Source organism: Arthrobacter sp. AFG20 (assembly GCF_002892795.1).
Classification (GTDB): Bacteria; Actinomycetota; Actinomycetes; order Actinomycetales; family Micrococcaceae; genus Arthrobacter.
The window spans coordinates 41,680-57,540 of the sequence record NZ_PJMC01000017.1; the positions used below are offsets into that span (position 1 = coordinate 41,680).

Sequence of the window (15,861 nt, forward strand, 5' to 3'; positions counted from 1 at the left end):
CAAAACTCCAAAATGTTACGCCCGGACGGGGGCCCAAATAAGGGCCTTCGTCCGGGCGTTGCACATTTAAACCGCGATTGAGAACCCCCAATTTGGGTGGCTCAGCGGGCCGACCAGCCACACCCCCAAGGTTTTCACGGGCCCGCCACCGCACGATGGCACCGTTACATTCCTCCTAGCGGCAGGTGTGCCATGAACAACTCAGCCTCGATGTCAGAGGGGGGCCCGGATCAGAGTCGATCCGGGGCTCCCGTGGATCCACCAACCAACCGGCGTCAACGACGCAAGAAGCGGAGCAAACAGTCCATGTCCTTTCGGACGGTGGCGGCAGCAACCACAATGATGATGCCGATCGCCATGGGGTTGCCAGTGGTGGCAGCCAACGCGGTGCAGGCACCGGTGGGGGAAGGATTCACCATCACCCCCTCAGATCTCTCCTACATTCTGAAGCAGATCAAGATCTCCGAGCGGCACGCAGCAACGTATTCGCCCGAACACCCGTGTGACACCCTGATCGGCACCGGGCCCGATCAGATCCCGAGCCCCTTGGTCTCCGCGGGGCTGCGGACCGTCGACGGGTCATGCAACAACCTGCAGCCGGGCCAGGAGAGGTTCGGCTCAGCAGACCAGCAATTCCCACGTCTGACCACACCGGTGTTTAAGAGCGCCGAGGATGCATCGGTCTTCGGCGGTCCAGCCGCATCGTCGTACGCTCAGAAGTCCGGGACCGTAGTGGACTCCGAGCCCCGTGTGATCAGCAACCTCATCGTGGACCAGACCTCGACCAACCCCGCAGCCGTCGCCGCCGCCGGTAACCCGGTCAGGACACAGGGCAACACGGGCGTCGTTCCCTGCACGCAGGACCCCGATCCCCTGGCGACGCCGCCCGTTGCTGGTGTTCCGGCAGACTGCGTGCCGTCACACAGCACGCTGTTCATTGAGAACGTGACCACCGACGTCGGCCTCTCCCCGCCCTACAACTCGATGTTCACGCTGTTTGGCCAGTTCTTCGACCATGGCGTGGACCAGACCGTCAAAAGCGGCGGAACCGTCTTCGTTCCGCTCAAGGCTGACGACCCGCTGCGAACCGTTGGTCCCGATGGCAAGCCCAGCACTGGCGACGAAGTCCCCGCCAGCCAGGCTTTTATGGTGCTGACCCGCGGCCAGAACCAGCCCGGCCCGGACGGCATCCTCGGTAACGATGACGACATCCAGGATGCGAACAACACGGACTCACCGTGGGTCGACCAGAGCCAGACCTACACCTCGCACGCCTCCCACCAGGTGTTCCTGCGGGAGTACGTCGAGAACGCGGACGGCAAGCCGGTCTCGACGGGCAAGCTGCTCGGCGGGGAAACCGGCACCAAGGCGGCCAACGGCATGGCCACCTGGGCTACGACCAAGCTTCAGGCAAAGACCTTGCTAGGTCTCAGGCTCGAAGACAAGGACGTCCTGAACGTTCCGATGATCGCGGCGGACCCTTACGGCAAGTTCATCCCCGGCCCGGCGCGCGGCCTGCCGCAGTACGTGACGGCGACGGGTCTGGTCGAGGGACAACTCGACGACCCGACGACCCCCGAAGACGAGACCGTACCGGTGCCGGCGAACGTCAAGTACTTTGACACCCCGTTCCTGACGGACATCGCGCACAACGCTGACCCGTCCCCGCAGGACACGGACCACAACCCTGCGACTGCCAAGGTTACGCCGGATCCGGACAGTGACGAGACGGCTTCGGCCGATTTCGCCCACCAGCCTGCCGGCACCTACGACGATGAGATGCTGGACGCGCACTTTATCGCCGGTGATGGACGCGTCAACGAGAACATCGGCCTGACGGCCATCCACCAGATCTTCCACTCAGAGCACGACCGGCTCGTCGACGACATTGAGAACGTTCTGACGACCGATACGTCCGCCAGCGGCGTCAAGGCCTTGGCAGAGTGGAAGCTGGCCGCCGGCGCCGACGGTTGGAACGGTGAGCGGCTTTTCCAAGCCGCACGGTTCATCACGGAGATGGAGTACCAGCACCTGGTCTTTGAGGAGTTCGCCCGCAAGGTTCAGCCGGCGATCAACCCGTTCGAGCCGTTTGCGTTTACCCAGACCGAACTCAACCCCGCGGTCAAGGCGGAATTCGCTCACGCAGTGTACCGCTTCGGCCACTCCATGCTGACCGAAACGATCTCGCGCAGGAACGAGGACGGTGCCGGCCCCAACGCAACATTCGGTGATTCTGACGACACCAAGGGCAGCCAGAACGACATCTCGTTGCTCGACGGATTCCTCAACCCGCCGGAGTACACTGACGGCGGCCCTGCCGGGCCGCTGACCTCGGAAGAGGCCGCCGGAAGCATCATCATGGGAATGGCGGACCAGGCCGGCAACGAACTGGATGAGTTCGTGACCGACACGCTCCGCAACAACCTCCTGGGCTTGCCCCTGGACCTTCCCACGATCAACATGACACGGGCCCGCTCCGAAGGAATCCCGCGGCTGAACGTTCTTCGCCGTGAGATCTTCAACAAGACGAATGACGGCCAGTTGAAGCCCTACATCAGCTGGGTCGATTTCGGCGAGAACCTCAAGCACCCGGAGTCCCTGGTCAACTTCGTCGCAGCCTACGGCCAGCACCCGTCCATCACGGGCGCCACGACCCTGGCAGGCAAGCGGGAGGCTGCGCGGCTGATCGTCAGCCCGGCAGCCGGCGATGTCCCTCCCGCTGACGCCGCCGCGTTCATGAACAGCACGGGCACTACCTGGAGCAACGACGGCGTCAACTCCAAGACCGGCCTCGACAACGTCGACCTGTGGGTCGGCGGTCTCGCGGAGACGACGGTCGTGTTCGGCGGACTGCTGGGCAGCACGTTCAACTACGTCTTCGAGAACCAGCTGACCGACCTGCAGAACGGCGACCGCCTGTACTACCTGGCGCGCACGCCGGGCATGAACCTGAGGGCGCAGCTGGAAGGCAACTCCTTCGCCGAAATGATGATGCGCAACACCAACGTTCATAGCCTGAAGGCCGACGTGTTCGCCACCTCGGACTGCAAGTTTGAACTGAAGAAGCTGGGAGGCACCCCTGCTGGCTTTGCGGCCGACGGCAACACCGTGGCGGATGACCCGGACTCAGAGTGCAGTGAGCCAGATTTGCTGATCCGCATGCCCGACGGCACGATCAAGTACCGTGCAAGGAACACAGTCGATCCCTCCGGCATCAACGGACAAAGCGTCTACAACGGCACCGCCGGCGTGGACCGTATCTTCGGCGGCAACGACAGCGACACCTTCTGGGGTGGCGAAGGCAATGACGTCATCGAAGGTGGTGACGGCGCCGACGTCGCACTCGGCGGTGACGGTGACGACATCATCACCGACCTCGCCGGTGACGACGTCCCGAAGGGTGGCCCCGGCAATGACGCGATCGACGCCGGCCCCGGCCTGGACATCGTCATGGGCGGCGACGGCAAGGACTTCACCAATGGCGGAGCCAACGCCAACGAGACCTTCGCCGGAGCCGGTGACGACTTCGTCATGCTGGGTCAGAGCCTGGACGCCGCTTTCGGTGACAGCGGCGACGACTGGGAAGAGGGCGGTGACCAGCCCGACCTGATGCAGGGAGACAGCGGCAACCTGTTCTTCCTGGATGACTCCCAGAAGCCCGGTCACGACATCCTGATCGGCCAGGGCGGCGACGACGACTACGACATGGAAGGCGGAGACGACATTGGCCTCGGCGGCCCAGGCATCGAAAAGGTTGCCGGAGCCTCCGGCTTTGACTGGGAAATTGGCCTCGGGGACCCGCAGCCGCAGAACCTCGATCTCGACCTTCCCCTTGTACCGCTTGACATCCTGACTGCCGATGTCCGCGACAAGTTCAACGAAGTTGAGGCCGCCTCCGGCTGGAAATTCGATGACAAGATCCGCGGCGACGACGTTGTTCCCAGCGGCGTTGGCGGTGGAGGCTTTATCGGCTGCAACGTCTTGGACCAGGCAGGGCTCAACCGCATCACGGGTCTTGACGCTTTGGTTCCAGATCTCGATACGTCCGCGGATACGGTCATCGCAGCGTCCGCTTCCAAGGATTGCCCGCTCCTTACCCCCGGATCCCTGGTCTGGGGGGCCGGCAACGTGCTCCTGGGCGGCGGCGGAAGTGACGAAATCGAAGGCCGCGGAGCCAACGACGTCATCGACGGAGATGCTTACCTCAGCGTCCGGCTCAGTGTCCGGACGGACCCGGACAACGCGGCAACCGAAATCGGCAGTGCAGCTGCCGATGGAGCGGGCCAGAGCGCAATGACCAGCCGGTACCTGAGGGACGCCAATGGTGCCCTGACAGGCCCGACGCTCCAGGAAGCTGTCTTTGCGGGAACCGTGAACCCAGGCAACATCGTGGCGGTCCGCGAGATCCTCACGGGCTCCGGCGGCACCGACTCGGCACGGTTCTCCGGCCCTGCGGCCAACTACACCGTCGACACTGTCGACGCTAATGGTGCCCCAGCCGCCCTTGGCGCGCCGGGGTCAACCACCACGGTAACCGACACCACTGGCACGGACGGTACGGACACCTTGCGGAACGTCGAACGTCTGCTGTTCTCCGACTCTGTTGCTCCGGCGGCACCCCTGAACGTGGTCGCCCTCGGCGGAAACGGCCAGGCTACCGTCTCGTTCACTCCGGCCACTACCGGCGGCGTCGCAACCGCCTTCCAGGTCCGCGTGCTTTCAGGCGGTGTCCAGCAAGGAGGTGTCATCGACGTCCCGGACGGCGCCACCAGCGTGGTTGTCACAGGCCTCACGAACGGAACGGCCGTCACATTCGAAGTGATTGCCAGCAACGCCTTCGGACCCAGTGCACCATCACTTGCATCGAATGCCGTTACTCCTGCCGTCCCACGGCTTAGCGTGGCAGTGCCCAGCATCACGGGTGCCACGACTGTTGGTTCGCTTCTGACGGCCAATCCCGGAACCTGGGGCCCCCAGCCGGTGACGTTCGCTTACCAGTGGTTCAGCGCAGGCGTCGCCATTGTCGGTGGCAACGGCTCAACCTACACAGTCAAGGCTTCAGACGCCGGCAAGGCGATCACCGTACAGGTGACCGGCTCGAAGGACGGGTTCGTCAGCGAATCCCGCACCTCGGCGGCAGTCACGGCAACTAACCCTGTGGTCGCTGTCAACGCCCTGCGTGACTTCAACGGTGACGGCAACGTCGACATCGTCGCCCGGGACAACGCCGGGGTGCTGTGGACCTACCTGGGCAACGGCTCCGGAACGTTCCCGACCCGCGTCCGGGCCGGCGGCGGCTGGAACATCATGACCATCATCAGCGCCTCCGGCGACGTGAACGGTGACGGCAGGTCCGACCTGTTGGCGAGGGAATCGAACGGTGTGCTGTGGTCCTACCTGGGCAACGGCTCCGGAACGTTCCCGACCCGCATCCGGGTCGGCGGCGGCTGGAACGGCATGAACACCATCAGCGCCTCCGCCGACCTCAACGGGGATGGCCGGGCTGACCTCGTCGCCCGGGACAACGCCGGTGTGCTGTGGACCTACAGGGGCAACGGCGCCGGGACGTTCCCGACCCGCATCCGGGTCGGCGGCGGCTGGAACGCCATGACCGCCATAACCGCCTCGGCTGACCTGAACGGCGACGGCAGGAATGACCTGGTGGCCCGGGATAACAGCGGCGTCTTGTGGTCCTACCAGGGCAACGGTGCCGGCCTGTTCCCGACCCGTGTGAGGGCTGGCGGCGGCTGGAACTCCATGACAGCCATCAGCACTCCTGGCGACCTGAACGGCGACGGCAGGAATGACCTGGTGGCCCGGGATAACAGCGGCGTCCTGTGGTCCTACCAGGGCAACGGTGCCGGCCTGTTCCCCACCCGGACCAGTGCAGGCAGCGGCTGGAATCTGCTGCGAGTTATCAGCTAGTCCACTAACGGTCACCGCCCGCATGGTTTAGCACCGCGGGCGGTGGCCCGTTCCGCACCTTCGAGTAAGGGTGCGGCCGCCAAGGACCCACGCCCGGCCCTCCACCACACCGCGCAGCCGCAGCGCGGAGGAGGGCCGGGCGTGGTTTTGCGTGCCGACCGTCTCAGTATTCGGGACAAATATTGCCGTCCACTGGATGGACACTATCCTTGATAGGTCTGTTTCCATCCCCTATCAGGACTGTGGACTTCCAATGAACCTTTTCCGGACCAAATCCATCGAGCAGTCAATCGCCGACGCCGATGAGCCCGGACGCAAGCTGAAGCGCTCCCTGAGCACATGGGACCTCATGATCATGGGCGTCGCTGTTGCTGTCGGCGCCGGCATCTTCTCCGTGGGCGCCAAGGCCGCTGCGAACTTCGCCGGGCCCGCCGTCACCATGTCCTTCCTCGTCGCCGCCGTCACGTGCGCCCTTGCGATCATGTGCTATGCCGAATTTGCCACTGCCATCCCGGTGGCGGGCTCCGCCTACGTTTTCACCTACGCCACCATGGGCGAGATCTTGGCCTGGATCATCGGCTGGAACCTCATCCTGGAGCTTTTCACCGCGGCTGCAGTGATCGCCAAGTACTGGGGCATCTACCTCAGCAAGGTCTTCGCCCTCATGGGCGTCGAAATGCCGCCTGCCATCTCGATCGGCGGTGTTGACCTGTACTGGGGCGCCTTCCTCATCGTGGCCGTCTTCACCGTGCTGCTGGTGCTTGGAACCAAACTGTCAGCCCGCGTGGGCAACATCTTCACGCTGATCAAGATCGCCGTGGTGGTGTTCGTGATCATCGTGGGCTTCAGCTACGTGAAGTTTTCCAACTACACCCCCTTCGTCCCGGCCTCTGAGCCGACTGCCAACGCCGGCGCGGCCGACGTTCTGAAGCAGTCGTTCTTCGGCTTCCTCACCGGTGCTGCCCCCGCGCAGTACGGCACCATGGGCATCTTCGCCGGCGCCGCGCTGGTGTTCTTCGCCTTCATTGGCTTCGACGTAGTGGCCACCTCCGCAGAAGAGGTCAAGAACCCACAGAAGACGCTGCCCCGCGGCATCTTCGGCGGCCTGGCCCTCGTAACGCTGCTGTACATTCTCGTGTCCCTCGCCCTGACCGGCATGGTCTCCTACACGCAGCTCGCCGAGGCGGAAAGCCCCACACTCACCACGGCCTTCGAGGCGGTCGGCAACACTGACGCCGCGAAGGTGATCGCCTTCGGCTCCCTCGTGGGTCTGACCACAGTGATCATGGTGCTGCTCATGGGCCTGGCCCGCGTGGTGCTGGCCATGAGCCGCGACGGCCTGCTGCCGCGCTCCTTGTCCAAGACCAGTGAAAAGCGTTCGACGCCGGCCCGCCTGCAGATCATTTGCGGCGCCGCCGTTGCCCTGGTTGCCGGACTCACCAACGTGGACCTGCTCGAGGAAATGATCAACATCGGCACGCTGTCCGCGTTCGTGATGGTCAGCCTGGGCATCCTCGTGCTGCGCAAGAAGCGCCCCGACCTGAAGCCGGCCTTCCGGGTCCCGTTCGGCAAGGTGCTTCCCGTCGTATCCGCGGTGCTGTGCCTGTACCTGATGACCAACCTCGCCGTGGAGACCTGGATCTTCTTCGGCATCTGGCTGCTGGTGGGCATTGCCATCTACTTCGCTTACGGGCAGCGCCACTCCCGCCTCAACGAGAAGTTCGCCGGCGCCAAGGCAGCTGTGGACCGCCCTGCAGGCGACCGTGGCGACCGGGACAGCGACGAGCTGAGCAAGGTTTAGCGCCAGCACGGACCCGGGCCGTCCCGGGTTCCGCTGGGCCGCCGCCCCCTGATGCCGTCAGGGGGCTGCGTGCCGTCCCACCCAATCGACCAGCGGACGGAGCTGTTCCCACCGGGCGGCGATCTCCCGTTCCGCTTCCGATGATCTGAGCCAGTTCGGCTCGCCCAGCGCAACACCTGCGGACAGCGACTTGTGCTTTAGTAACTCGGCGCGCGGGTGGTCCTTCGGGAAGCCCCGCGGCACCGTCTTTAGCTTTTCGCCTTCAATGGCGAAGCCGGCTGCTGCGACTGCGTCCACGATGTGCTGCAGCTGTCCGCCGCTGCCTGCTGCGTCCACCGAGTTCCGGTAGCGGACCAGCTGTGCGGGAGAATGTGAGTGGTAGCCGCCGCCGACCAGCAGGCCATCCGCGCTGATCTGGAGGTAGAACCCCACGCCTTCCTGGTATGAGGCGAAAGCGCCTTGGGCCGTCTTGTACGGGGATTTATCCTGCGAGAAACGGACGTCCCGGTTGGGCCGGAACATTTTCCCCGGTCCAAAGCGGGGTTCAAGTGCGGCCAGCAGTGCGGCCAGGGGCTCTTTCACGGACTCGCGGTACATCTCTGAGTGGGCCTGCCACCACTCCCGGCTGTTGTTCTCTTCCAGCTCAGCATAAAACTCCGCTGCTGCTGCGGGAATGCCGTCGAATGTGCTCATGACTGAAGCCTAGGGAAGCTGAACCGGCCAGGCTACGGGCACCCTCGCCCATGTGGAAAACATGCACGCGGACCAGCATCCACCTGGCTCACTTCTCCAATTTGTCCAGCAGCAGCGGCGCCAGGAGCTCGCTGTACTCCCGGTTGAGGTGGTTGGCGTCGAAGTAGACATTGACCCCGCCAACAACGGTGTAGCACTTGCGCGGATCGCAAAAGTAATCGGTCAGGTCGATAAGCTGGACGTCGCGGTTGTACGTAGACCTGGCTGCCGTTGTAAGCGGGTCCTCCGGCTGGGCCAGGGCGCGATCCACAGCACAGGACGCCGGATCCTGGAGATGCAGATTGGTACAGTCGGGCTGCCGCACCGCCTGGTTAAGCGGCGGGTCTGCCAGGACATAGACCTTGGACCCTGCGTCGGTCCAACGCTGCCAGGTCCTCTGCAGGCCTGCGGAGAACTGTTCGGACGCCGGGCGGCCGGACCCGTCGTCAACGGACTGTCTCCGCGCGAACATGGACGTGAAGACCGCCGCGGGCCTGTCGGCGGCCGCGGCGTCGGTTACCCTTTTCGCCCAGTCCATGCAGGTTCGGGTGGAGCTCTGGTCGACGTTGTCTCCGTAGCCCGTGAATCTGACGTCCGCCACAGGACATCCTCCCAGCAGGGCCGTCTGGACGATCCAGCCTCGTTGCTTGGCCGCCGCGAAGACCGCCGCCTGCCACTGCTGCGCGTGGGAATCGCCCACCAGCCACACAGTTTCGGCATCGCGCTTCCCGCCGGAAAAGTCACAGCGCTGGTGTGTCTTAGTCTCCCCGGCTTTCAACTCGTCGTCAGGGCGGTCGCATGTGGGAGGAGCTTTCCAGTACTCATTCGCATCTGACATCACGGGGGCGGCGGACGGTCCGAATGGATCGGCGCAGTCGGCACCGGCGAGCAGCGCCAGCGGTCCGTGGCAGGGCTGCAGGGCGGCGGCTGCGGCGGCCTGTTCCGCTGCCTCGCGACGGACTTCCCTGACCTGCAGTTGCAGGCCGGCTAGCCCTGCAACAAGGGCCATGCCGACGGCCATCGCGACGAACGTCCGCCGCGGTGACGCGTTGAGATGCACGGATGACTGGCCGCGGTCCTCGACATACGCCTTCGTGAGGCCTGCCAGGACAACGGCGAGAAGGACTATTCCGATCCTGTCGAAGTTGCCCAGGGCGCGGCCCAAGGCGAACGGGGCAATGACGATGAGCGGCCAGTGCCAGAGGTACAGCGAGTATGAGATGTTGCCGAGGTACTGCAGCGGAAGCATGCTGATCAGTGGCTTGAAGGCAGGCCTGCGGTTATCGTTCCCTGCAAAGATGACCATCACAGTGCCCAGGACGGGGACAAGGGCGAGGAACCCGGGGAAGGGTGTCCCGTCGTTGAAGGCAAGGGCAGAGCCCACGATCAGTGTGAACCCGGCTGGCCCGACCCCCTTCATGGCCGGCGACGGCAGCCTGTGCCGGCCGAGCGCCAGGGCGGTCAACGCACCCGCGCCGAACTCCCAGGCCCGGACCGGGGTCACGAAATACGCCTGGTTCGGCGAGAATTCCGTCGTGAGCACCGAGGCCACTAGCCCGAGTGCCGTCACGGCGGCTATCCCGGCGAACACCACGGGGACTGCAGGTCTTTTGCGGCGGCCGGCCAGCCAGAGCAGCGCAATGAGCAGAAGCGGCCAGACGAGGTAGAACTGCTCCTCGACGGAGAGCGACCAAAAGTGCTGGGCCACCGTTGCCGAAGACGTTGACGCCGAATAGTCGACGGACTTGGCTGCCAGCACCCAGTTTTCCGCGTAAAGGGCGCTGGCGAGGATTTCGTGTGCTGTGTCTTCCCAGCGCGAGAAGGGGAGCCACACCATGACGGCGACGAGCGACACGGTCAGGACCAGGAAGGCCGCCGGCAGCAGTCGCCGGACCCTGCGGGCGTAGAACGAAGCCAGGCGGATCCGGCCGGTTCCCAAGAGTTCTTTCAGCAGATGCGAGGTGATCAGGAACCCGGAGATTACGAAGAAGACGTCAACCCCGACGTAGCCTCCGGTCAGCCCCTTGGGCCACAGGTGGTTCAGGACGACCAGGGACACTGCAAGGGCGCGCAGCGCCTGGATATCAGGCCGGAACGACGGTCTGCGCCGGAGTCCTGCACCCGCGATTGTCCTGGCCGCAGCCCCACCTGGCGCCTGCTCGACGATGCTCATGAGTTCCTTTTTGACGAGGGTGAGGCGGAAGGTGCCTTGCTGATTTTGCCATGCCGCCCGGTTCTGCCGAAGTTGCGGCAGCGACACGGCGTAACGGAGGGCATGCCTCGGGGAACAACGCCGGACGCAGGAAACCCCGCCGCGGCTGTGAGCGGGTCACTGTGCCGTGGCGGGGTTCCTGTTGCTATCTGGTGCTGTTAGCCGATCTTGTTGGCGGCTTCGGCGTCGGAGAGCGGTGCTGCGCCGAGGTTGGCGCGGAGCTTGGCGCCGAGTTCGGCGTCGACGTTGGTCCAGTACTGGATGGCGCGTTCCTTGATGTCGGCGCGCTTCACGCCGCCCACTGCACCGGTGATGGTGTCCAGGAAGCGGGCCTTTTCGGCGTCGTTGTAAACCTCGCGGTACAGCGCGCCGGCCTGGACGAAGTCGCCGTCCTCTGCGTGCAGGGAGTGCGCGGCGTGCGTCAGCGCGCCGTCGTTCTCCCAGCCGCCGCCGACAACGTCAGTGTCAAGGGCAGCCGGGCCGCCGAACGTGTTCGGTGCGTAGACCGGTACGGAGGGAGCGTTGAACAGGAAGCGTCCCGCGCCGTCCTGGCTGTAGTTGTTGACCTGGTTCTTCGGCTGGTTCACCGGGATCTGGGCGTGGTTGGTGCCCACACGGTAGCGGTGTGCGTCGGCGTAGGAGAAGATCCGGGCCTGGAGCATCTTGTCCGGGGAGGCGGCGATGCCGGGCACGAAGTTCGACGGCGCGAAGGTGGCCTGTTCGATCTGCGCGAAGTAGTTCTCTGGGTTCCGGTTCAGCTCCATGGTGCCGACTTTGATCAGCGGGTAGTCCGCGTGCGGCCAGACCTTGGTCAGGTCGAACGGGTTGAAGCGGTAGGTCTTGGCGTCCTCGTACGGCATGACCTGGACGTGCAGGTCCCAGGACGGGAAGTTGCCGGCTTCGATGTTCTCGGACAGGTCGCGGATGTAGAAGTCCGCGTCCGAGCCGGCGAGAGCCTCGGCTTCTTCGCCGGTCATGGACTTCACGCCCTGGTTGGACTTGAAGTGGTACTTGACCCAGAAGCGTTCGCCCTCGGCGTTGATCCACTGGTAGGTGTGCGAGCCGTAGCCCTGCATTTCGCGCCAGGAGGCGGGCAGGCCGCGGTCACCCATCAGCCAGGTGACCTGGTGTGCGGACTCGGGGGAGAGGGTCCAGAAGTCCCACTGCATGTCGGCGTCACGCAGGTGCGTGCCGGGCAGGCGCTTCTGGGAGTGGATGAAGTCCGGGAACTTGATGCCGTCGCGGATGAAGAACACCGGGGTGTTGTTGCCCACGAGGTCGTAGTTGCCCTCGGACGTGTAGAACTTCACCGCGAAACCGCGGGGGTCCCGCCAGGTGTCGGGGGAACCGTTCTCGCCCGCGACGGAGGAGAAACGGATCAGCATCTCGGTCTCAACACCGGGCTGCAGGAACGCGGCCTTGGTGTACTTCGAGATGTCCTCGGTGGCCTTGAACGTGCCGAATGCGCCACCGCCCTTGGCGTGCACCACGCGCTCCGGAACCCGCTCGCGGTTGAACTGGGCCAGCTTCTCGACCAGGTAGTGGTCGGTCAGGATGATGGCACCGTCGGCGCCGACAGCCTTGGAGTGCGCGTCGGACGTAACCGGGGCACCTGACTGGGTCGTCGAAATGGCAGTCATTGTTCTCCTATTTCTTAATTACTTGTCATTTACGTTTGCAGGAAGTTTTTGGGCCCGCTGGCACTCTCCGCAGATCCCCTGGTACATGACATCCGCGATCTGGATGGTCATCGGGTGGGAGTCCTCGTTCCAGTGCGGGGTCAGGCACGGGGCATGGCCGACAGCGCAGTCGACGTCCTCCACCCGGCCGCAGCTGATGCAGATCGCGTGGTGGTGGTTGTCGCCCACCCGCGTCTCATACAGCGCCGGGGAATGCGGAGGTTCGAATCTGCGAAGCATATGCAGGTCAGTGAGATCACCCAGCACCACGTACACGGACTGCGCCGTCAGTTCCGGCAGTTCCTCGCGAGCAGCCGCAAGGATGTTTTCCGCCGGGGAGTGCGGGTGATGCTCGACGGCGGCCAGGACCGCCAGCCGCTGCTTGGTCACCCGGCGGCCGTGGGCGCGCAGGGCCGCGGCCCATGCTTCGTGGCTTTCCGGGTGATCGGTCATGACTCCATTGAAACACTTATTTTGACTAGATCACAATAAGGTGAGACTAAGTTTCTGCTGGGACTAGAGTTGCCGGGTGGGAAAACTTCTGGCTGACATCACGCCGCTGCGCGAGAGCCCCGATTTCCGGCGGCTCTGGCTGGGGTCGGCGGTCTCCAACGTGGGCAGCCAGCTCACCCTCGTGGCGGTCGGCCTGGAAGTGTACCGGCTGACCCAGGACAGCCTGTACGTCGGACTGCTCAGCATCTTTGCCCTGGTGCCGCTGGTGGTGGGCGGCCTGCTGGGCGGATCCATCGCCGACTCCCACGACCGCCGGACGGTGGCGCTTCTGTCGTCCGCGGTGCTGTGGCTGACCACCGGCGGGCTCGCCCTCCAGGCATGGCTGCAGGTGGGCAATGTGTGGCTGCTGTACGCCCTCGTGGCCGTGCAAAGCGGTGCGCAGGCGATCAACCAGCCTGCCCGCAGCGCCATCATTCCCGCGCTGTTGCGGAAAGAGCTCCTGCCGGCAGCCAACGCACTGAACATGGTGACATTCGGACTGTCCATGACCGCTGGGCCGCTGCTCGCCGGTGTCCTGGTGGCCAGCGTCGGCTTCGGGTGGACGTACACGCTGGACGTGGTCAGCTTCGTCTTTGCCTTCTGGGCCCTGCTGAAGCTTCCTCCCATGCCGCCCGGTGCAGAGGCGGGGCGGGCCGGGATGCGGTCCGTCGTGGAGGGGTTCCGGTTCCTGGGCACGCGGCCCAACCTGCGGATGACGTTCATCCTCGACCTCATCGCCATGATCCTGGCCCAGCCTCGCGCCCTGCTGCCGGCCATCGGCGCACTCATGATCGGTGGCGGGGAAACCACGGTGGGCATCCTGCTGGCGTCCGTAGCGGTGGGCGCCTTCCTCGCCGGACTCTTTTCCGGGCCGCTCGGCGCGGTCCGGCGGCAGGGGAGTGCTGTGGTGTGGTCGGTCATGGGCTGGGGCGCCTCGTTTGCGGCGTTCGGCCTCGTGGTGGTGCTGGCCGGGCGGTCCGGCTCCGGCGGACTAACCTTCTGGCTGGTTCCGGCGGCGATCTGCTGCGCCCTGGCGGGAATTGCAGACTCGGTGAGCGCCGTTTTCCGCACCACCATCCTGCAGGCCGCGACCCCGCACCACCTGCGCGGACGCCTGCAGGGAGTCTTTATTGTGGTGGTCGCCGGCGGGCCGAGGCTGGGCGACATGCTGGCAGGCGGCGGCACTAAAATTCTTAGTGAGGGCTGGGTCCTGCTGCTGGGCGGCATCCTGTGCATAGTGGTGGCCTGGATGGTAGCGCGGTGGCAATCCGGCTTCCTTGAGTACGACGCGCGGAATCCTGTTCCGTAGCGGCGGTGCCGGTTCCGAATTCTGAGCTGTGGAGGCAAGAGTGCACAATCACCACAACGGACTGAAAACGGCGGCGCTGTTCGGCGTGCTGTGGGCGATCCTGCTGGGCCTGGGCGCCTTGATTGCCGCCAATACCCGCAGCTCGGCCCCGATCCTGATCATGGCGCTGGTCGGCGTGGGGACCACGGCCTACGGCTACTGGAACAGCGACAAGATCGCGCTCCGGTCCATGCAGGCGTATCCCGTCTCCGAAGCCCAGGCGCCGCAGCTGTACCAGATGGTCCGTGAGCTCTCCGTCCGCGCCAGCCAGCCGATGCCGCGGATTTACGTCTCGCCCACCATGGCGCCTAACGCCTTCGCCACCGGGCGCAACCCGCCAAACGCGGCGGTCTGCTGCACGGAGGGGATCCTGCAGCTCCTCACCCCGCGGGAACTGCGCGGCGTCCTCGGACACGAGCTCATGCACGTCTACAACCGCGACATCCTGACCTCGTCCGTGGCCGCGGCGGTGGCCGGCGTCATCACCTCGGTGGGGCAGATGCTGCTGTTCTTTGGTGGCGGGGACAGGCGCAATTCGAACCCGCTGGCCCTCATCGCCATGGCGTTGCTGGCGCCGCTGGCTGCGTCGCTGATCCAGGTTGCCATCTCCCGGACCAGGGAGTACGACGCCGACGAAGACGGTTCGCAGCTCACCGGCGATCCGCTGGCGCTCGCCTCCGCCCTGCGCAAGATCCACCAGGGCGTCCAGGCCGCGCCGCTGCCGCAGGACCAGCGGCTGGTCAACGCCTCGCACCTGATGATCGCCAATCCGTTCCGCGGCGGCGGGCTCAGCAAGCTGTTCGGGACGCACCCGCCGATGCAGGACCGCATCAGCCGCCTGGAGCGGATGGCGGGCAGGCCGCTCAGCTGACGGCCGCCGTCGTACTTCCCGCTCCGCCTGACGCCGTCCTCGGCGTCCCACGGCTCGGGATTGACCGCGAAACTCAGGTCCTGTCCTTTCGTGGCTCGGCCCACGCCGGTTGTCACAGGATGCGCAAACGGGCCGGGACACCCGCTGGGCGTGTCCCGGCCCGGTTCCGCGTCCCAGGCCCTTGAGGGGTCAGGGGCCGGTTGGCAGGTCCTGGTTGCAGAAGTTCCTTAGCTGCGGAAGTTCACGAACTGAAGGTCGGCCTCGTCGAAGTCCTTCAGGAGGGCCATGGTGGCCTGCAGGTCGTCGCGGGACTTGGAGGTGACGCGGAGTTCGTCGCCCTGGATCTGGGACTTGACGGACTTCGGGGCTTCGTCGCGGATGAGCTTGTTGATCTTCTTGGCGAGGTCCTGCGCGATGCCTTCCTTGATGGAGGATTCCAGCCGGTATTCCTTGCCGGATGCGTAGGGTTCGCCGGTGTCCAGGGACTTGAGCGAGATGCCGCGGCGGATGAGCTTGGACTGGAGCACGTCCAGCACGGCCAGCACGCGCTCCTCCGAGTTCGCCTTCATCAGGATCTTCTCGCCGCTGAAATCGACCTCGGCGCCGACGCCCTTGAAGTCGTACCGCTGGGCGAGTTCCTTCTGCGCCTGGTTCAGCGCGTTGGCCACCTCCTGCTTGTCTACTTTGCTTACGACGTCGAATGTGGACTCGCCTGCCATGACTCTCCTTTGCTGGTGCCTGCGTCGCCCGGGCAGTGAGGCTCCGGGCAGGGTGCGGATATCTGGCTTCCAGCGTAGTACG

General features: G+C 65.1%; 9 protein-coding genes. 4 read left to right on the forward strand and 5 right to left on the reverse strand.

The features are described 5' to 3' along the window. Window positions 1–306: 306 nt before the first annotated feature. Both CXZ05_RS17875 and CXZ05_RS17880 read left to right on the forward strand, forming a co-directional pair. The gene (locus CXZ05_RS17875) at window positions 307–5,925 is read left to right on the forward strand and encodes a peroxidase family protein (protein ID WP_180987447.1); all 5,619 of its coding nucleotides are present in this window, start codon (window positions 307–309) and stop codon (window positions 5,923–5,925) included. Between the two features lie 253 nt (window positions 5,926–6,178). Continuing rightward, window positions 6,179–7,726 (forward strand): amino acid permease, encoded by a 1,548-nt coding sequence (locus CXZ05_RS17880; protein WP_102973867.1) that lies wholly within the window; start codon window positions 6,179–6,181, stop codon window positions 7,724–7,726. A gap of 57 nt (window positions 7,727–7,783) precedes the next feature. Here CXZ05_RS17880 and CXZ05_RS17885 read toward each other — a convergent pair whose 3' ends face one another. The 4 genes from CXZ05_RS17885 to CXZ05_RS17900 form a co-directional block, all read right to left on the reverse strand. Next, window positions 7,784–8,419: a DUF2461 domain-containing protein gene (locus CXZ05_RS17885; protein ID WP_102973868.1), complete on the reverse strand. Its 636-nt coding sequence runs from the start codon at window positions 8,417–8,419 to the stop codon at window positions 7,784–7,786. Between the two features lie 88 nt (window positions 8,420–8,507). Next, window positions 8,508–10,631, reverse strand: coding sequence for an acyltransferase family protein (locus CXZ05_RS17890; RefSeq protein ID WP_102973869.1), 2,124 nt, complete (start codon window positions 10,629–10,631; stop codon window positions 8,508–8,510). Window positions 10,632–10,828: 197 nt separating this feature from the next. Further along, window positions 10,829–12,310: a catalase gene (locus CXZ05_RS17895; RefSeq protein WP_102973870.1), complete on the reverse strand. Its 1,482-nt coding sequence runs from the start codon at window positions 12,308–12,310 to the stop codon at window positions 10,829–10,831. An 18-nt stretch (window positions 12,311–12,328) separates the two neighbouring features. Further along, window positions 12,329–12,802, reverse strand: coding sequence for a Fur family transcriptional regulator (locus tag CXZ05_RS17900; RefSeq protein WP_102973871.1), 474 nt, complete (start codon window positions 12,800–12,802; stop codon window positions 12,329–12,331). A 76-nt stretch (window positions 12,803–12,878) separates the two neighbouring features. On the opposite strand from CXZ05_RS17900, the gene CXZ05_RS17905 reads away from it, so the two are divergent. Further along, entirely contained in the window at window positions 12,879–14,150 is a 1,272-nt protein-coding gene (locus CXZ05_RS17905; protein ID WP_102973872.1) for an MFS transporter, read from the forward strand. Window positions 14,151–14,190: 40 nt separating this feature from the next. Continuing rightward, complete coding sequence (htpX, locus tag CXZ05_RS17910; RefSeq protein ID WP_102973873.1) at window positions 14,191–15,060, forward strand: zinc metalloprotease HtpX; 870 nt, start codon at window positions 14,191–14,193, stop codon at window positions 15,058–15,060. Between the two features lie 227 nt (window positions 15,061–15,287). Here the strand turns inward: htpX and CXZ05_RS17915 are convergent, their stop codons facing one another. Then, the gene (locus CXZ05_RS17915; protein WP_102973874.1) at window positions 15,288–15,779 is read right to left on the reverse strand and encodes a YajQ family cyclic di-GMP-binding protein; all 492 of its coding nucleotides are present in this window, start codon (window positions 15,777–15,779) and stop codon (window positions 15,288–15,290) included. Between the last annotated feature and the right edge of the window lie 82 nt (window positions 15,780–15,861).

Bases quoted from the DNA above. Each gene is read 5' to 3' on its own strand.
- CXZ05_RS17890 (WP_102973869.1), bottom strand. From the start codon at position 10,631: ATGAGCATCGTCGAGCAGGCGCCAGGTGGGGCTGCGGCCAGGACAATC.
- CXZ05_RS17885 (WP_102973868.1), bottom strand. From the start codon at position 8,419: ATGAGCACATTCGACGGCATTCCCGCAGCAGCAGCGGAGTTTTATGCT.
- CXZ05_RS17880 (WP_102973867.1), top strand. From the start codon at position 6,179: ATGAACCTTTTCCGGACCAAATCCATCGAGCAGTCAATCGCCGACGCC.
- CXZ05_RS17895 (WP_102973870.1), bottom strand. From the start codon at position 12,310: ATGACTGCCATTTCGACGACCCAGTCAGGTGCCCCGGTTACGTCCGAC.
- CXZ05_RS17915 (WP_102973874.1), bottom strand. From the start codon at position 15,779: ATGGCAGGCGAGTCCACATTCGACGTCGTAAGCAAAGTAGACAAGCAG.
- CXZ05_RS17875 (WP_180987447.1), top strand. From the start codon at position 307: ATGTCCTTTCGGACGGTGGCGGCAGCAACCACAATGATGATGCCGATC.
- CXZ05_RS17900 (WP_102973871.1), bottom strand. From the start codon at position 12,802: ATGACCGATCACCCGGAAAGCCACGAAGCATGGGCCGCGGCCCTGCGC.